Origin of the sequence: Streptococcus oralis, from assembly GCF_026782085.1 — a bacterium.
Taxonomy (GTDB): Bacteria; Bacillota; Bacilli; order Lactobacillales; family Streptococcaceae; genus Streptococcus; species Streptococcus oralis_DA.
Genome location: NZ_JAKUVW010000004.1, coordinates 1,154,357 through 1,172,901, shown reverse-complemented (window position 1 = coordinate 1,172,901; position 18,545 = coordinate 1,154,357). Strand labels below are relative to the sequence as shown.

Sequence of the window (18,545 nt, the reverse complement as noted above, 5' to 3'; positions counted from 1 at the left end):
ATTGTATACAAAAAGGCCCTGGAACTAGGCATAGCTAGTCTTCAGGGCTTTTATCTTATAGTTTATCAGCTATTTTTTGACTTAGAAATTGCCCAACCAAAGCCCCAATCAAGGCACCTACGAGGATGCTCGAAACAAAGAGAAGGATTTTGTCCAACTCTGGAGCGACCATGATACGGTCAATGTATTCTTGGGATTTCCCACGCGCAAGTAAGGTAGCCACGTAAGCTTTGGGACGGATCCACATGAGGAAGATAGGGCCACTTGTGCTAAAAGCAAAGACGAGGAAGGAGAGGGTGTTTTTGATTTGGTCTTTGTAGCTGCCGAGACGAGCGATGGCATCTGCTGCAAGACCACAGACGAGTCCTGGGAGAAAGGCACCAGCGCCATGTTTGCTCGCTAGGAAGAAAAGTGCCATAAAAAGTCCTAGAGTGGTGATAGCGCCAAAACGAGGGACCTTCGTCAAAAGAAGCATGTAGACACTGCCACCGACAAGGGCAGCAAAGGCAGGTGCGTAGAACATATTGCCTGTTTGGTCGACCAGGTGTCCTAGGAAGACTCCAATCCCTACACAGAGGAAATAGAGGACGACAGCTAAGAGGGTGGTTAAGATATTTTTCTTCATGAGAATCTCCTTGATGCGAATTAACAAAACCAATTGTATCACGCTTTTTGAGGATTGTAAATGGGAGTTCTATATTTTTGAAAACGCTTGAAATATGATATAATAGTTACATCGTTAGTTTAAGGAGAGTAGCATGGGAAAGTTTCTAGAATTCGTCTTTAATCGTATCTTTTTGGGAATGATTGCGACGGCTTATTTCTGGCTATTAACACTAGCAGGAGGAGTGATCTTTGGTTTGGCCCCAGCTAGTGCTACCCTGATGAGTTTGTATGCGGAGCATGGTTATACCTATCGAGCCTACCATTTGAAGGAAGCTTGGGAATTGTATAAGAGTAATTTTGTCAAGAGCAATCTGGCTTTCTATAGTTTTGTGTTTGTTGATCTTGTCCTAGTTTATGGTTTGTATCTTCTAGTTCAATTGCCCCACCAGACGATTTTCCACCTTTTGGCGACCTTTCTCAACGTCCTTGTAGTTGCTCTTGTCTTTCTAGCCTACACTGTTTCCTTGAAACTTCAGGTGTACTTTGATTTATCCTACCAAAATACCTTGAAACTGTCCCTTATCGGGATTTTTATGAGCCTACCTGCGATTGCCAAGGTTTTACTCGGGTCCGCTCTCCTTGTAGGAGTTGGTTATTATATGCCTGCCTTGCTCTTTTTTGTAGGAATTGGAATGTGGCATTTCTTTATCAGTGATATGTTGGAACCTATTTATGAAAGTATCCATGAAAAATTGGCGACAAAATAGAATGAAGCAGTTTTGGATTCACTCTCTTTTACGGATTTATAGTTTGGTTATGATCGTGGTCATTGCCAGTTTTGCGATTATGCTATCGTATGCTGACTGGGACTCGCGTGAGAAAGAGGCCCAACGGGTTGCAGAACGTGTGACCACTCGGACAGTGAGTGAAGTGGAATACTATCACAGAGAGTCAACCCGACTTGCTCAGTCTTTGGTTGAAAATCAGGCCCGCATCGAAGGGATTTACAAGTATTTCAGTCTCAGCACACCAGACTACTTCTATTGGCAATTAGAGCGTAAAACTTCACCTTATATCTCGGTTTCCCTGTATGAAAATATTGATGACCTCTATGTTCGGAATGATTTTGTGACTGGAGTGGCTATTGTTCTTCAGGACTACAAGGAAGTATATGTTTCGACTAGAGAAAAACGCAGTGGAGAGAAAGTTCCTGCGGAGGATTTTAAGCCAACAGCCAATAGTTTTGCCATTCCTGTTTCTGATCCTGTGTCTGACAAGGATTTAGGAGTGATCTATATCTCCCTATCCCCAGATGTTTTACATGGCGCTATTGACAATACTCGAGGCCATATCCCAATGGCTGTAACAGTAACTTCGCCTTTTGAGACTGAGATGTTCCATATTGGGGAGAAGGTCTCAGCCGAGCGAGAAAACTGGTTTGTAGGTGTCACCTCTCACGGTTATCAGGTTCGAGTTGCTGTTCCTAAAAATTTTGTTCTTACAGGAACTTTGACGAGTTCAGCTGTCATTATTGGGCTAAGTATTCTCTTTATCATTATTTTGTACGTGACTCTTAGACAGACTTTTTCAAATTATCAAAAGCAGGTCGTAGACCTAGTAGATTCGATCGAGGTGATTGCTCAAGGGGAAGAAGGCCTTCGAATTGATACCTCTGAAAAAGACCAAGAGTTGCTTCTCATTGCAGAAACAACTAATGATATGTTGGATCGCCTGGAAAAAAATATCCATGATATCTATCAGCTAGAGCTCAGCCAAAAAGATGCCAATATGCGAGCCCTGCAGGCTCAAATCAATCCTCACTTTATGTACAATACTCTAGAGTTTTTACGGATGTATGCCGTCATGCAAAGTCAGGATGAACTGGCAGATATTATCTATGAATTTAGCAGCTTGTTACGCAATAATATCTCCGACGAGCGGGAAACGACCTTGAAGCAGGAGTTGGAATTTTGCCGAAAATATAGCTATCTCTGTATGGTGCGTTATCCTAAATCCATTGCCTATGGTTTCAAGATTGCACCAGAATTGGAAGAAATGAGGATTCCAAAATTTACCCTCCAACCATTAGTAGAAAACTACTTTGCCCATGGTGTTGACCATCGCAGAACGGATAATGTCATCAGTATCAAAGCCTTGAAGGGCCAAGGCTTCGTTGAAATCCTAGTGGAAGACAATGGTCGGGGAATGTCCGCTGAGAAACTAGCTAGCTTGCAAGAAAAATTAGCTCAGAGAAGTTTTGAACACGAGGCAAGTTATAGTGGGGAGCGGCAATCAATTGGAATAGTAAATGTACACGAACGCTTTGTTCTCTACTTTGGGGATCGCTACCAAATCAGTGTAGAGTCAGCTGAGCAAGAAGGTGTTCGTTACCATATCATCATCCAGGATGAATAGAAAGGGTAGAAATGTATAAAGTTTTATTAGTAGACGATGAGTACATGGTGACAGAGGGGCTCAAGCGATTAATCCCCTTTGAAAAATGGGATATGCAAGTCGTCGCAACAGCTAATCACGCAGATGATGCTTTGGACTATATTAAGAAAAATCCAGTAGATGTGGTCATTTCCGATGTCAACATGCCAGATAAGACCGGACTTGAGATGATTAGGGAAATGAAAGAGCTACTTCCAGATACCTATTATATCTTGCTGTCTGGTTATCAGGAGTTTGAGTACGTTAAAAAAGCCATGAACCTTAGTGTCGTGGATTATCTGGTCAAGCCAGTAGACAAGGTGGAGTTGGGCAATTTATTAGAAAAAATTGCGAGCCAACTTCAGGAAAAGGTGGAGCAAAGCCAGACTCTTAGCCAAGAATTGGATGAAGAAGGCTTTGTCAACTTCTTAGCAGGTAAAGATAACTGGTGGATAGGTCTTTCCAAGGAAAAACAAGGTTCTTTCACAATTCCTTACTATGTTTTGGGGCAAGACTGGCAGATTTTCATCTCTGATCAACAGCTCGATGGCATCATCGTGACACCATTTGAAGCACCCTACCAGCAGTCCTTTGAGAATTGGAAGATCAACGCTGAAAAAGCCCTCTTCTACGGTTCAGTTAATCTAGAAAAATCCGAGAGTTTGTTTGCTTATTACGAGCCGATTTATCGGGTGATTATCCAAGGGAATATCAATCAAATCATCGAAGAATTAACCCTGCTAGAGAAGGTCGTCTTGGAAAATACCCCGCGCGTGGCCATCACGAAGCAGCTCTTCACTCAGTTTGTCATGGATGTCTTTCATTTGTTTGAACACCTAAAAGCAGATGATATGACCGAGATAGTCAAAGCTATCCATGCCATTAACACCTTTGAAGAATTGGTTGCCTATATCAAAGAAACCTTGACCAAGTTCTTTGGCCAGTACCGCATGAATGAAAATGTGGTGAGCGTGCTGGAGGTGATTGGGCGTGATTATCAGAAAGAGCTCTCACTTAAGGACATCAGCAAGGATCTCTTTATCAATCCTGTCTATCTCGGTCAGTTGATTAAGAGGGAAACCAACTCGACTTTTGCGGAATTGCTCAATAAACAGCGAATTAAGGCAGCGCAGCAACTCTTACTGTCGACCAGTGATAGCATCGAAGATATTTGCTATGCAGTTGGCTATAGTAATGTTGGATATTTCTACAAGGTTTTCCGTAAATTGTGCGGAAAATCACCGAAAGCTTATCGGAAACAAGTTGAAACCAGCTTGTAAAAGTTGTATTCCTGTACAAAAAATGCTATAATGTTCAAAATATCTTATGGAGGAAAACATGAAAAAGAATCCTATTTATCTTTGGGTCTTGTTAGTCCTATCAGCCCTCATTTCATCTATGTCATTATTTGGAATCTTGAGTCCATTGCCAAGTAAAGATGTGCTTCGTGCTAGCCTGGCGAATAGCGGGACGCTTACTGCTCAGCAATTAGAAGACGCAGTCAACTATACTTACCAAGTAACAGCGTCATCGCACTCTATTTTTAATATGTTGTTGATTGTTTTATCTGCAATTTTAGTTGTAGTAGCTTTTGTATTTCTCCTACGTAAAAATGTGCAATTCGCAAACTATGCTTATATTGGCTATGTTCTACTAGCGATTGTTGGTTTGGTTTATAGCTATATGAACGTTCAAGATGCGGTTCAATTAATCAAAGATTCTACCCTCGGCCTAGGAATGGGAGCATTAGCACAAGGAACGAATATTTTGTTTATCATCATTAATGTCCTCTTTTTAGCCTTAGTCTTTTACAAGATGTGGCGCCAACAAAAAGATTTGGCCGAAGAAGTCGAAGCAGAAGAAGTTGCCTAAGTATTGACAAAAGAGAACTATCAAGTTACAATCTTGGTAGTTCTTTTAATATCCAAAAATAAAAATCGAGGTCAATATGAAAAAAATATCCTTAGTTTATATCAGTTTGAGCGGGAATACAGAGAGTTTTGTAACCCGACTCAAGGACTATCTCTTGTCTCAGTATGAGGGAATTGAGGTCCAAAAAATCCATATCAAGGATTTGGTCAAGGAAGGGAAAGATTTCTTTGAGATGGATCACCCCTATGTCGCCTTTTTACCAACCTATCTAGAAGGTGGAAATGGTGTCGATAACGGCGATGTTGAGATCCTAACGACTCCAGTGGGTGATTTTATCGCCTATGGAGACAATGCCAGTAAGTGTTTTGGGGTGGTGGGATCTGGTAATCGCAATTTTAACAATCAATACTGTCTGACAGCCAAGCAGTATAGCCAGCGCTTTGGCTTCCCGGTCCTAGCAGACTTTGAAATGCGTGGGATGCTGGGAGATATTAAAAAGGTCGCAGCGATCATTGCAGATTTGTATGAGTTAGAAACAGAAAAATAAAGTAGTACTGAAGGGCAGTTGAGATTTTCAACTGCTTTTCGCGTATACAAAAAGCACCCCGTAAGGGTGCCATTTTATAAACTATCCTGCTTTTCCGATGGCAAGTGCATAGATAAAGAAAATAGCAAAGCCAAAGAGGAAAATCAATCCTGCGATAGCGAGGAGTTTTAGCCAAGAAGGAAGATTTTTATTCTCACGTGTCACCAATACATAGTTCAAAAGAGCGAAGAATGGTGTTGTCAGGAAAGAACCGATCATGGCAAAGCGAAGCATGGTAGAAACTTGACCAGCAAAGAATTTAATAATTACGATACCAATGATAGCGGTAATGGTCATCCAGATGTTCAAAGATTTGCGAGAATCCTCTTTTTGACGAATCAAGAGTCGCAGCGATTCCTGATTGACACGAGAGTAGCCATCGATAACGGTGATGACCGTTCCAAAGATACAGAGAAAGGCGATAAAGGTGATCAAATAACGGGACCATTCTCCAAGAACAGAGGCATACATACCAACAAATTGAGAAATGTACTTAGCTGAAGCGGCTTCAACTGCCTGTCCTGTAGGATACTGAATAAGTGCTCCTAGTGCCACGAAGAATACGGCTAGGATAGCAGTTCCAATGTAACCAACGTTAAAGTCAAAAAGTGCGTCCGCTGTATTAAAGTTGACGGTCTTTTTCTTTTCAGCAGACCAGAGTGAATTGATGGCCGAGATTTCAATAGGGGCAGGCATCCATCCTAAGAGGGAAACGATAAAAGGGAGGGCCGCCATTTGCCAGGGTGTCTTTTCGACAAAATCAGAGCTGTATTCTGGATGCTTAATTGCCGCAATAATAACTGCAAGAACAGTTGCAATGGTCAAAGCGGACATGATCCATTTTGTCATACCATCCAATAGTTTGTAGCCACCAAAGAGTAGCATGGCCCAAATGACTGCAACAAGGATAAGGGACCATTGAGTGATGCTGAGACCGATCATTGGGAAGGCGCTAGCGATGATGGCAGAGCAAAGGATAGCGACTCCAGCTGTGTTGACCATGGCAGAGAAGACATTGAGGACAAAGAAAATCCAGAGATAGAGTTTCCCTTTTTCGGCGTAGCCTTCGACCAAGGTTTTACCAGTGTCAGCAGTATATTCGGCACCAAAACGGAAAAATGGATATTTAAAGACATGGGCCAAGATAACCAAGAGGAGTAGAGACCAACCATAAGAACCACCAGCTTGAGTAGAGGATACAATGTGAGAGCCTCCAACGGCGGCAGAAGCCATTAGGATTCCTGGTCCCATTGCCTTAAGTTTGCTTGCCCAGGTTGACTGGTTTGATAACGTAACTTGTGACATAATAAACGCTCCTATTTTTGAATTTTCAGAATAATCTGAATAGATAGCTACTATTCTACAAAAAAACTTAAAAGAAATGCAAGGCCAGTTTGAAAAAATATAGAAAATTACAGAAAACTTTACATGCGTTAATGAAATTTCTCCAAGGAAAATATGGTAAGCCTAAAAAATCCGAGAAGAAAGCTTCTCGGATTTTGATTATTTCAATTGATCTGTGACGTCTTTTGAGAGCAACATTCCCAGATGGTAAGTTTTATTGATATGTGCAATGACATCATTGATATTTTCAGTCGTGTGAATTTTCTCTTTGATGTCAGACCTAAATGTCTCGTCCTTCAAGAGTTGCTCTTGGTAGAGTCTTTGAAGTCTTTCCTTCTCGTACTTATTGAGCAGAAAAAGGAAAACCAAGCTAAGTACAACGAGGATATAAGCATATTGGCTCATAAGGAATCTCCCAGTGTGATAAAGAAATAGTAAAAGTGAATAAATTATTTCATTGAACAGCTACAAGGCCGAACAAAATATAAATGTTATTTTGCCTCAATCTTTCAGATTGCTTTCAAGTAATCTAAAAGATTAGAACCTAAACTAAATTGATATTATTTGGTTTGGTAAATTAGTGAAGCACCAAGCCAAATCACCATAGTTACGACGTCATGGGTTCTAAATCGATTATATTTAGGGGCCATGACTAGTGAAGCAGTTAGCTAGTCCGCATATAAGCGGCTAGCTTCCTAGTTTGCTCTTTGATTTTCATTGAGTATTAGATTGCTTTACAATAAAGTGATTAAAAGATTACGACATGAGCCTAACCAAATCGATATTATTTGGTTAGGTGAATTAGTGAAGCGTTTAGGCAATTCGTACTGGTTACGACGTCATGGGCTCTAAATCGATTATATTTAGGGACCATGACTAGTGAAGCGCCTAGCCAAAGTCCGAATAGGATTTGGCGTTAGTTACTTAGATTGCTCTGCAATCAAGTAACTTTGGCGATTTACATCTTCTCCGGCGCTTCTACTCCGAGCAAACGAAGAGCTTCTTTGAGGACGACTGCGGTTGCGTAGCTGAGGGCCAGACGACTGTCGCGCTCAGGACTTTCATCTAGGATACGTGTATGTGCATAATATTTGTTAAATGCTTGAGCCAAACTAATCGCAAATTTCGCAATGATAGAAGGTTCAAAGTTATCTGCTGCACGATTGATAATACGTGGAAAGTCCTGGAGTAGCTTAATGATTTCCCAGCTTTCAGCATCGTTCAAGCTGTAGTTGCCAGCTGCATCTGGTTTGAAATCGGCTTTGCGCAAGATAGATTGGATACGAGCGTAGGCGTATTGAACGTAAGGTCCAGTTTCTCCTTCAAAGGATACCATAGCTTCAAGGTCGAAGTCATATCCATTTGTACGGTCGGTCTTAAGATCATAGAACTTGATAGCCCCAACTCCAACAGCGTGGGCAACCTGGTCTTTATTTTCTAACTCAGGATTTTTCGCCTCGATTTGGGCCTTGGCACGACTAACAGCCTCAGCGATAGTCGGTTCTAGCAAGATGACATTTCCTTTACGAGTAGAGAGTTTTTTCCCTTCTTTTGTTACCAATCCAAACGGAACATGGACAATGTCTTGGCTCCAATCGTAGCCCATCTCTTGTAGTACTGCCTTGAGTTGTTTGAAGTGGGCAGATTGCTCTTGACCAACAACATAGATGGATTTTGCAAATTGGTATTCCTTTTTACGGTAGAGGGCTGCAGCCAAGTCACGTGTGATATAGAGAGTTGCACCATCAGATTTTTTGATAAGGGCTGGATGTTCAATTCCATATTTCTCAAGATTGACAACTTGAGCCCCTTCTGACTCAACAAGAAGTCCTTTTTCAGCGAGAATGTCTACAACAGCATCCATCTTATCATTGTAGAAGGCTTCTCCGTTGTAGCTGTCAAATTCAACTTGCAATTCATTGTAAAGACGGTTGAATTCCACTAAACTTTCATCACGGAACCATTGCCAGAGAGCGAGGGCTTCCTCATCTCCATTTTCCAGTTTGCGGAACCATTCGCGTGCTTCTTCATCCAAGCTAGGATCTTTTTCAGCTTCAGCATTGATGCGAACGTAGAGTTTAAGAAGTTCATCGATTGGATGCGCTTTAACGGCTTCCTCATTTCCCCATTTCTTGTAGGCAACGATCAACATTCCAAACTGTTTACCCCAGTCTCCCAAATGGTTGACCTTGACCGTTTGATAGCCGATCTTTTGGAAAATATGTGACAAGCTATCTCCGATAACCGTTGAACGCAAGTGCCCAATAGAGAATGGTTTTGCGATATTAGGACTAGACATGTCGATAACGATATTTTCTTGCTTGCCAATGGTTTGGTCGGCATAGTGCTCTTTTTCAGTGATAACATCCTGTAATACCTGAGCCGAAATAGCAGATTTATCGAGGAAAAAGTTGACGTAAGGTCCAGTAGCAACAACCTTTTCAAAGGCTTGACTATTGATTTTTTCAGCAATATCTGCTGCAATCATTTGAGGAGCTTTACGCTCGACCTTTGCTAGAGAAAAGGCAGGGAAGGCGATGTCTCCCATTTCTGAGTTTTTAGGTGTTTCCAGTAAATTTAAAATAGCCTCTTGATCCAGGCTATCAATGACGCTAGCCAACTCACTAGCAATCAATTCTTTTGTATTCATAAGGGCTCCTTTTGGGCTTTTTTACTATTTTAACACAATTTACTACATTTTTTGAGAAAGAAAAGAATTTTTTTGAATTATCTATTTTTTTTGGTATAATGTAGTTATAAAATAAATGTAAAACTTGTTATAAATATTCACTTAAGAGGATAATATGAGAAAAAGAGAACGGCATCAATTGATTAAAAAGATGATCACCGAAGAAAAACTTGGGACACAAAAAGAGATTCAAGATCGTTTAGAAGCTCGTAATGTTTATGTGACACAAACGACTTTGTCACGTGATTTGCGTGAAATCGGCTTGACCAAGGTTAAGAAAAATGATATGGTGTATTATGTACTAGCAAATGAGACAGATAAGATTGATTTGGTTGAGTTTTTGTCTCATCATTTAGAAGGAGTTGCAAGAGCAGAATTCACCTTGGTACTTCATACAAAACTTGGGGAAGCTGCAGTCTTAGCAAACATTGTAGATGCAAACAAGGATGAATGGATTTTAGGAACGGTTGCTGGTGCTAATACCTTATTGGTTATTTGTCGAGACCAGCACGTTGCCAAACTGATGGAAGATCGTTTGCTAGATTTGATGAAAGATAAATAAGGTCTTGGGAGTTGCTCTCAAGACTTATTTTTAGCAAGGAGAGACGGAAAATGGCAACAGAAAAGCTATCACCCGGCATGCAACAGTATGTGGATATTAAAAAACAATACCCAGATGCTTTTTTGCTTTTTCGGATGGGTGATTTTTACGAGTTGTTCTATGAAGATGCAATTAATGCAGCGCAAATTTTAGAAATTTCCTTAACAAGTCGGAATAAAAATGCAGAAAATCCGATACCCATGGCGGGTGTCCCCTATCATTCTGCCCAGCAGTATATCGATGTTCTGATTGAACAGGGTTATAAAGTTGCTATAGCCGAACAGATGGAAGATCCCAAACAAGCGGTTGGTGTTGTCAAGCGAGAGGTGGTCCAGGTCATCACACCTGGAACGGTCATTGATAGCAGTAAGCCGGATAGTCAGAATAATTTCTTGGTTGCCTTAGATTGTGATGGCAGTCAGTTTGGTTTGGCTTATATGGATTTGGTGACAGGTGATTTCTATGTGACGGGGCTATTGGATTTCACGTTGGTTTGTGGGGAAATCCGTAACCTCAAGGCTCGTGAAGTGGTGCTGGGTTATGACTTGTCTGAGGAAGAAGAACAAATTTTCAGCCGTCAGATGAATCTGGTGCTTTCTTATGAGAAGGAAGGCTTTGAGGATATTCATTTACTGGATCCACGACTGGCAGCTGTGGAGCAAGCGGCAGCTAGTAAGCTGCTCCAGTATGTTCACCGTACCCAGATGCGAGAATTGAACCATCTCAAACCAGTTATCCGCTATGAAATCAAAGATTTCTTGCAGATGGACTATGCGACCAAGGCTAGTTTGGATTTGGTTGAGAATGCCCGTTCAGGTAAGAAGCAAGGGAGTCTTTTCTGGCTTTTGGATGAAACCAAAACGGCTATGGGTATGCGTCTCTTGCGTTCTTGGATTCATCGTCCCTTGATTGATAAGGAGCGAATCGTCCAACGTCAAGACGTGGTGCAGGTCTTTCTTTACCACTTCTTTGAGCGCAATGATTTGACAGACAGTCTCAAGGGTGTTTATGACATCGAACGTTTGGCTAGTCGGGTTTCTTTTGGCAAGACCAATCCCAAGGATCTCTTGCAACTGGCGACCACCTTATCTAGTGTGCCACGGATTCGAGCGATTTTAGAAGGCATGGAGCAGCCTGCTCTAGCCTATCTCATCGCACAGCTGGATGCCATTCCGGAGTTGGAGAGCTTGATTAGTGCTGCGATTGCTCCTGAAGCTCCTCACGTGATTACGGAAGGTGGCATTATCCGTACGGGATTTGATGAGACCTTAGACAAGTACCGTCGTGTGCTCAGAGAAGGGACTAGCTGGATTGCTGAGATTGAGGCTAAGGAGAGAGAAAACTCTGGCATCAGTACGCTCAAGATCGACTACAATAAAAAAGATGGTTACTATTTCCATGTGACTAATTCGCAACTGGGAAATGTGCCAGCCCACTTTTTCCGCAAGGCAACGCTGAAAAACTCGGAACGCTTTGGAACTGAGGAATTGGCTCGTATCGAGGGAGATATGCTGGAGGCGCGTGAGAAGTCAGCTAACCTAGAGTACGAAATCTTTATGCGTATCCGAGAGGAAGTCAGCAAGTACATCCAGCGTTTGCAGGTTCTAGCCCAAGGAATTGCGACCGTTGATGTCTTGCAAAGTCTCGCAGTTGTGGCTGAAACCCAGCATTTGATTCGACCTGAGTTTGGAGAGGATTCACAAATAGATATCCAGAAAGGGCGCCATGCTGTTGTCGAAAAGGTCATGGGAGCTCAGACCTATATTCCAAACAGCATCCAGATGTCAGAAGATACCAGCATTCAATTGATTACAGGGCCCAACATGAGCGGGAAGTCTACCTACATGCGCCAGTTAGCTATGACAGCGGTTATGGCCCAGCTGGGTTCTTATGTGCCGGCAGAAAGCGCCCATTTGCCGATTTTCGATGCTATCTTTACCCGTATCGGAGCAGCAGATGACTTGGTTTCAGGTCAATCAACCTTCATGGTGGAGATGATGGAGGCTAACAATGCCATTTCGCATGCGACCAAGAATTCCTTGATTCTCTTTGATGAGTTAGGTCGAGGAACTGCGACTTATGATGGGATGGCTCTTGCCCAGTCCATCATCGAATACATTCATGAACATATCGGAGCCAAAACCCTCTTTGCGACCCACTACCATGAGTTGACCAGTCTGGAGTCCAGCTTAAAAAACTTGGTCAATGTCCATGTGGCGACCTTGGAGCAGGATGGGCAGGTTACCTTCCTTCACAAGATCGAACCAGGACCAGCTGACAAATCCTACGGTATCCACGTTGCTAAGATTGCTGGCTTACCAGCAGAACTTTTATCAAGGGCGGATAAGATATTGACTCAACTGGAGAATCAAGGGACGGAAAGTCCTGCTCCAATGAGAGAAACAAGTGCTGTTACTGAACAGATGTCACTCTTTGATACCCCTGCAGAGCATCCTATCCTAGCAGAATTAGCTAAACTGGATGTTTACAATATGACACCGATGCAGGCTATGAATGTCTTGGTTGAGCTCAAACAAAAGTTATAAAAAGAGCCCACTCACATTTTTGTGAGTGGGATTTTTCTCTATTACTTTTTATGAGCCAAGAGTTGATTGATGTGGTCTACTTTTTTTGCTTCTCTTTTATAGAGAATGACCCAGATGATGAGGTAGACGATCGCAAACTCTGGAATGAGCTGGAGATAGAAGGTCCAGTGGAAGGGGAACCAACCAGCCAGAGTTGCTAGTGGAACAAAGCCAGCCAGCATGAGGAAGAAGTGGGAAAGTGTGGCACGGAGCAGGCTCCAGTCACGGCTGAATAAGCGACTGCCAAAACTAAAGAGAACGCCGATAGCTGACCAGATGATCATGCAGTAGAGCAAGACTAGGGCACCGTGAACCTGATGTTGAGTCATCACTTGGCCGATAAGAGACTCGGGACTAAGTGGAGCATAGGTATTTGGGGCATAAATGAGTGAAAAGAGGATAGAGAGGATGAGGCCGATGAGTACACCGTCGGCTGCATCGTGAAAGATTTGTTTTTTCATAGTTCTAATTTCTCCTTGATGGTTTTTAGGTAGCGGCGTGAAGAGTAGGTGAAGCTTTCATTTTTTAGAAAGATTTCAACCAGACCGTTGGGCGTGAGCTTGAGATGAGAGATGGAGTCGATATTGACGATTTCAGATTGGGAAATTTGGATAAAAGTGGTCGGCAGAATTTCAAGAACCTGATAGAGTCGCAAATCAATGCTGTAGGTCTGACTGGCAGTTTCTGCTAGAACCTTGCGATTCTCGATATAGAAGCGTTGTATCTTACAAATCTTAACTAGATAGACCTGATCTTCAATCTTTCCTTTGATTGTTTCTTTTTGGTCAAGATTTTCAGCGAATTCGATGACTTTCTGGACTTTTTCGGTCGGCTGAGGTGCTTGGACAATCAGCTTTTCCTCCTCGTAAGTCTCCTTAATCTGTAGTTCTACTTTCATAAATTTCCCTCCTTTTCAGTTATACAAGGTTAATCTCACTTCTTGTACACCTTTATTAATACTCTTCAAAAATCAAATTCAAACCACGTCAGCGTCGTCTTGCCGTACTAAAGTACTGTCTGCGCCTAGCTTTCTAGTTTGCTCTTTGATTTTTATTGAGTATACCACTATTTTACGACCCATGGCAAGAGCTTTTGCCTATGTGGACAGATTTAGCGTCTATGTGGCATTTGCTTTTTCTGGTAACATCTGAAATATGGTATAATAGCACTAATCAATTTCTAGGAAAATAGATACAGAAAGGGGCTGAAAGATGTCTCATATTATTGAATTGCCAGAAGTGTTGGCAAACCAGATTGCGGCAGGGGAGGTTATCGAACGTCCTGCCAGTGTGGTCAAAGAGTTGGTAGAAAATGCCATTGACGCGGGTTCTAGCCAGATTATCATTGAGATTGAGGAAGCTGGTCTCAAGAAAATTCAAATCACCGATAATGGTCATGGAATTGCCCACGATGAGGTGGAGTTGGCCTTGCGTCGCCATGCGACCAGTAAGATAAAAAATCAGGCAGACCTCTTTCGGATTCGGACGCTTGGTTTTCGTGGTGAAGCCCTGCCTTCTATCGCTTCTGTCAGTGTGCTGACTCTGTTGACGGCGGTGGATGGTGCGAGTCATGGGACTAAGTTAGTCGCGCGTGGAGGTCAAGTTGAGGAAGTCATCCCAGCGACTAGCCCTGTAGGAACCAAAGTTTGTGTGGAAGACCTCTTTTTCAACACACCTGCCCGTCTCAAGTATATGAAGAGCCAGCAAGCGGAGCTGTCTCATATCATTGATATTGTCAACCGTCTGGGATTAGCTCATCCTGAGATTTCCTTCAGTTTGATTAGTGATGGCAAGGAAATGACGCGGACAGCAGGGACTGGTCAACTGCGTCAAGCCATCGCAGGGATTTATGGTTTGGCGAGTGCCAAGAAGATGATTGAAATTGAGAACTCTGACTTAGATTTTGAAATTACAGGTTTTGTGTCTTTACCTGAATTAACCCGAGCAAATCGTAACTATATCAGTCTCTTCATTAATGGGCGTTATATCAAGAACTTTCTGCTCAACCGTGCTATTCTTGACGGTTATGGAAGCAAGCTCATGGTGGGACGTTTTCCACTGGCTGTCATTCACATCCATATCGATCCTTATCTGGCTGATGTCAATGTGCATCCAACTAAACAAGAAGTGCGGATTTCCAAGGAAAGAGAACTGATGGCGCTGGTTTCAGAAGCTATTTCAAATAGTCTCAAGGAACAAGCCTTGATTCCTGATGCTTTAGAAAATCTTGCCAAGTCGACCGTGCGTAATCGTCAAAAGGTGGAGCAGACCATTCTCCCACTCAAAGAAAATACGCTTTACTATGAAAAAACAGAACTCTCAAAACCTAGTCAAGCTGAGGTGGCTGATCACCAGGTTGAATTAACTGAGGAGGGTAGGGACCTAACCCTGTTTGCTAAAGAAACTTTAGACCAATTGACTAAGCCAGCAAAATTGCATTTTGCAGAGAGAAAGCCTGCTAACTATGACCAATTAGACCATCCAGAGTTAGACTTAGCCAGTCTTGATAAGGCTTATGACAAGCTGGAGCGAGAAGAAGTATCCAGTTTCCCAGAGTTGGAGTTTTTCGGGCAAATGCACGGGACCTATCTTTTTGCCCAAGGGCGAGATGGTCTCTATATCATAGACCAACACGCGGCTCAGGAACGAGTTAAGTACGAGGAATACCGTGAAAGCATCGGAAATGTTGACCAGAGCCAGCAGCAACTCCTAGTGCCCTACATCTTTGAATTTCCTGCGGATGATGCTCTTCGTCTCAAGGAAAGAATGGCACTTTTGGAGGAAGTGGGCGTCTTTTTAGCAGAGTACGGAGAAAATCAATTTATCCTGCGTGAGCATCCTATTTGGATGGTAGAGGAAGAAATTGAGTTTGGTATCTATGAAATGTGTGATATGCTCCTCTTGACCAAGGAAGTTTCGATCAAGAAATACCGAGCAGAGCTGGCTATCATGATGTCCTGCAAGCGGTCTATCAAGGCCAACCATCGTATCGATGACCATTCAGCTCGACAGCTCCTTTATCAGCTTTCTCAATGTGACAATCCCTATAACTGTCCCCACGGACGTCCGGTTTTGGTGCATTTCACAAAGTCGGATATGGAAAAGATGTTCCGACGCATTCAGGAGAATCATACCAGCCTCCGAGAGTTGGGGAAATATTAAGAACACAAAAAGCCTTTGTTCCTTTTCGAACAAGGCTTTTTACTTTTTCTAAGGTGGAAAATTTGATTGAGCGTGGCTTACTTGACATGAGGTTTACACTTGCTTGACAAGATCAGTTCTATAAAAAATGTTGAGAAAACTGAACTAGGTGATTCAAGATTTTGTAGAGTCGTCTTTGTCGGAAGGATTCTCAAGACCAATCACTTTATCAAGTTAACGTTGTTTGGTTTTGAGAGCCTTGTTGATAGCAATCGCTGAAGCAATCAAGAGAATGAAGATCAGCCAAATCCAGGCAGTGAATTCGGATGGGAAACTAGAACCAGCTAAAAAGAGATAGATAGCCAGAGCCAAGACGAAAATATAAATCACTTGCCAGAGACCAAAGGATTTAACCTCTTTATAGTATTTGTCCTTGTCTTCTTCCACGATCACTTCTGAGGAACCTTTTTCAGAGTTTTCATCCAGTAGTAGATAGTCAGTTGTTACTTGGAAAATCTTGCTTAATTCAATGATTTTTTCGATTTCTGGAAGGACTTGTCCAGACTCCCATTTTGAGATGCTTTGCCGAGAAACATTAATTTTTTCTGCTAGCTTTTCTTGGGACCAACCTTTTTCCTTTCGGAGTTCAAATAGTTTTTCTGCGAGTTTCATCATTCTATCCTCCTTTTTCTACCTCTATCCTAACAATTTTTACTTATAATGAGAATACAATCTCCTGTACTATTTGTCAACCAGAGGGTGCACCTTTTGTTGCAGTCTGTCTCGGGGAAATATGATATACTAGGTAAGAAAAAGCGAAGAAATTATGAAAAAGGAATGAAAGATGAAAGAATTTTTTGCCCTCCCCAAGCAAATTCAAATGCGGGAATGGATGAGCTTTGTAGCACGGATTTTAGAGAGTGCCATTACTCCTTTTATGGCCATGTACTATGTTCAATATTTTGGAGCCTTTTGGGCGGGGTTATTGATGATCACAACCAAACTCATTGGTTTTTTAGCTGGACTGTATGGTGGACATTTGGCGGATCTTTGGGGACGTAAGAAAGTCATTGACTGGGGAAACTTTGGTCTTGCTAGTGGCTACTTTCTTGTGCTGCTGGCAAATATGCCTAATCATATTTTTCCCTTTTTGACTTTTGTCGGAATGTTGCTGGCAGAGACCGCAGGAACTTTCTCTTGGCCGGCTATTGATGCGATGATTATTGATTTGACCGACGAGCAAAATCGCCGTTTCGTTTATACGATTAGTTATTGGTTTGTCAATGTATCCGTTATGTTAGGAGCAGGGCTTGCAGGTTTCTTTTACGACCACCATTTTTTTGAGCTGCTTCTGGTTTTGACGGTGATTAGCTTCTTGAATTTTTTCCTCGCTTGGAAATATTTTTCAGAAAGCAAGCCAGCTAATCTGGTCTTTGAGCATGGTAGCAGTCCTTTGGCAACTGTGAAAAATTATGTTTCTGTTTTTCAGGACAAAATTTTCCTACTTTATACGTTAGGGACTGTATTTAATGGTGTTATCTGGTTGCAAATTGACAATTATATACCCGTTCATTTGAAAGAGTCATTCATCGCGAGTAGTGTTTTCGGTATTCATATTTCAGGAGCTAAGATGCTCAGTATCATGGTTTTTATCAATACCCTGATTATTGTTTGCTTCATAACGACTGCCAATCGTTTGACCAAGGAAATGAAGATCATACCGCAGTTTTTATTGGGAAGTATTATCTTTGACTTGGGTATGCTTTTCACCATTGTCTTCAGGAGTTTCTGGGCTCTGTTTTTGCTAGCCATTCTCTATACTATGGGGGAACTCATCTGCATGCCGCCAAGCCAAGTTTTGCGGGCGGAAATGATGAATGAGAATAAGCTCGGAACCTACTCAGGTTTCCTTAATATGGCGCAGCCTTTAGCGTCTATTTTAGCGGGGGCGATGATTTCTATCAGCGCTGCAACAGGTGCTGTAGGTGTTTGGCTCGTTTTTATTGTGTGTGCAGTACTTGGGCTGCTTCTTATCATCAGAGCAGCGCATTTACACGGAATTGCAAATCAATTATAGAAAGTGAAAATAATGTACGAATATTTTAAAGGAATCATCAGTAAAATTACAGCCAAGTACATCGTATTGGAAGTCAACTCTATCGGCTATATCTTGCATGTAGCCAATCCCTATGCTTATTCAGGGCATCTTCATCAGGAAACCAAGGTCTATGTGCACCAGGTGGTGAGAGAAGACGCGGAGCTTCTGTACGGCTTTGCGACCGAGGAGGAGAAGCAACTTTTTCTCAGCTTGATTTCAGTCTCAGGTATTGGCCCAGTGTCTGCTCTGGCTATTATTGCGGCTGATGATAATGCCGGCTTAGTGCAAGCCATTGAGCAGAAAAACATCACCTACCTGACCAAGTTTCCTAAGATTGGTAAGAAAACAGCCCAGCAGATGGTGCTGGACTTGGAAGGCAAGGTAGTAGTTGCAGGAGATGACCTTCCTGCCAAGGTGGCAGTGCAAGCTAGCGCTAAAAACCAAGAACTGGAAGAAGCTATGGAAGCCATGTTGGCACTGGGCTACAAGGCAACAGAACTCAAGAAAATCAAGAAATTCTTTGAAGGAACGACGGATACAGCAGAAAACTATATCAAGTCAGCCCTTAAGATGTTGGTGAAATAGGAGAAG

17 protein-coding genes are annotated in these 18,545 nt (G+C 42.3%); 10 read left to right on the top strand and 7 right to left on the bottom strand.

What is annotated here, in order from left to right; genetic code table 11:
• Positions 1–55: 55 nt before the first annotated feature.
• Positions 56–625 carry an MptD family putative ECF transporter S component gene (locus tag MK395_RS07805; protein WP_268711620.1) on the bottom strand — a complete coding sequence of 190 codons (570 nt, stop codon included), beginning with the start codon at positions 623–625 and terminating at the stop codon, positions 56–58.
• A 133-nt stretch (positions 626–758) separates the two neighbouring features.
• Between MK395_RS07805 and MK395_RS07800 the strand changes: the two genes are divergently transcribed.
• The 5 genes from MK395_RS07800 (at position 759) to nrdI (ending at position 5,458) form a co-directional block, all read left to right on the top strand.
• A complete protein-coding gene (locus MK395_RS07800; protein WP_076984266.1) occupies positions 759–1,373 on the top strand; it encodes a YesL family protein in 615 nt (204 codons plus the stop codon).
• Positions 1,351–3,021, top strand: a complete 1,671-nt coding sequence (locus MK395_RS07795) for a sensor histidine kinase (RefSeq protein ID WP_095726321.1) — start codon at positions 1,351–1,353, stop codon at positions 3,019–3,021. The genes MK395_RS07800 and MK395_RS07795 overlap by 23 nt, the downstream gene beginning before the upstream one ends.
• Before the next feature lie 11 nt (positions 3,022–3,032).
• Entirely contained in the window at positions 3,033–4,319 is a 1,287-nt protein-coding gene (locus MK395_RS07790; RefSeq protein WP_247929913.1) for a response regulator transcription factor, read from the top strand.
• 58 nt (positions 4,320–4,377) lie between these two features.
• A complete protein-coding gene (locus tag MK395_RS07785; protein WP_268711619.1) occupies positions 4,378–4,911 on the top strand; it encodes an ABC transporter permease in 534 nt (177 codons plus the stop codon).
• 76 nt (positions 4,912–4,987) lie between these two features.
• Positions 4,988–5,458, top strand: coding sequence for a class Ib ribonucleoside-diphosphate reductase assembly flavoprotein NrdI (nrdI, locus tag MK395_RS07780; RefSeq protein WP_268711618.1), 471 nt, complete (start codon positions 4,988–4,990; stop codon positions 5,456–5,458).
• 81 nt (positions 5,459–5,539) lie between these two features.
• On the opposite strand, the gene MK395_RS07775 is transcribed toward nrdI, so the two are convergent.
• The 3 genes from MK395_RS07775 to argS all read right to left on the bottom strand — a co-directional run bounded on the left by MK395_RS07775 (position 5,540) and on the right by argS (position 9,491).
• Positions 5,540–6,802, bottom strand: a complete 1,263-nt coding sequence (locus tag MK395_RS07775) for an NRAMP family divalent metal transporter (protein ID WP_049478945.1) — start codon at positions 6,800–6,802, stop codon at positions 5,540–5,542.
• A 198-nt stretch (positions 6,803–7,000) separates the two neighbouring features.
• Positions 7,001–7,246, bottom strand: coding sequence for a hypothetical protein (locus MK395_RS07770; protein ID WP_000084865.1), 246 nt, complete (start codon positions 7,244–7,246; stop codon positions 7,001–7,003).
• Positions 7,247–7,799: 553 nt separating this feature from the next.
• On the bottom strand, positions 7,800–9,491 hold the full coding sequence (gene argS, locus MK395_RS07765) for an arginine--tRNA ligase (protein WP_268711617.1): 1,692 nt from the start codon (positions 9,489–9,491) through the stop codon (positions 7,800–7,802).
• Positions 9,492–9,645: 154 nt separating this feature from the next.
• Here argS and argR point away from each other — a divergent pair, with 154 nt between their 5' ends.
• Complete coding sequence (argR, locus tag MK395_RS07760; protein WP_001231483.1) at positions 9,646–10,092, top strand: arginine repressor; 447 nt, start codon at positions 9,646–9,648, stop codon at positions 10,090–10,092.
• Positions 10,093–10,142: 50 nt separating this feature from the next.
• Complete coding sequence (mutS, locus tag MK395_RS07755) at positions 10,143–12,677, top strand: DNA mismatch repair protein MutS (RefSeq protein WP_268711616.1); 2,535 nt, start codon at positions 10,143–10,145, stop codon at positions 12,675–12,677.
• 41 nt (positions 12,678–12,718) lie between these two features.
• Here the strand turns inward: mutS and MK395_RS07750 are convergent, their stop codons facing one another.
• A complete protein-coding gene (locus MK395_RS07750; protein WP_216728619.1) occupies positions 12,719–13,177 on the bottom strand; it encodes a DUF3021 domain-containing protein in 459 nt (152 codons plus the stop codon).
• Complete coding sequence (locus MK395_RS07745; protein ID WP_268711615.1) at positions 13,174–13,614, bottom strand: LytTR family DNA-binding domain-containing protein; 441 nt, start codon at positions 13,612–13,614, stop codon at positions 13,174–13,176. The genes MK395_RS07750 and MK395_RS07745 overlap by 4 nt, the downstream gene beginning before the upstream one ends.
• A 313-nt stretch (positions 13,615–13,927) precedes the next feature.
• Between MK395_RS07745 and mutL the strand changes: the two genes are divergently transcribed.
• Entirely contained in the window at positions 13,928–15,877 is a 1,950-nt protein-coding gene (gene mutL, locus MK395_RS07740) for a DNA mismatch repair endonuclease MutL (protein ID WP_268711614.1), read from the top strand.
• 213 nt (positions 15,878–16,090) lie between these two features.
• Here mutL and MK395_RS07735 read toward each other — a convergent pair whose 3' ends face one another.
• A complete protein-coding gene (locus tag MK395_RS07735; RefSeq protein WP_268711679.1) occupies positions 16,091–16,528 on the bottom strand; it encodes a helix-turn-helix domain-containing protein in 438 nt (145 codons plus the stop codon).
• Between the two features lie 172 nt (positions 16,529–16,700).
• Here MK395_RS07735 and MK395_RS07730 point away from each other — a divergent pair, with 172 nt between their 5' ends.
• On the top strand, positions 16,701–17,933 hold the full coding sequence (locus MK395_RS07730) for an MFS transporter (RefSeq protein ID WP_049484717.1): 1,233 nt from the start codon (positions 16,701–16,703) through the stop codon (positions 17,931–17,933).
• Between the two features lie 12 nt (positions 17,934–17,945).
• Positions 17,946–18,539, top strand: coding sequence for a Holliday junction branch migration protein RuvA (ruvA, locus tag MK395_RS07725; protein WP_125412501.1), 594 nt, complete (start codon positions 17,946–17,948; stop codon positions 18,537–18,539).
• The last annotated feature ends 6 nt before the right edge of the window (positions 18,540–18,545 follow it).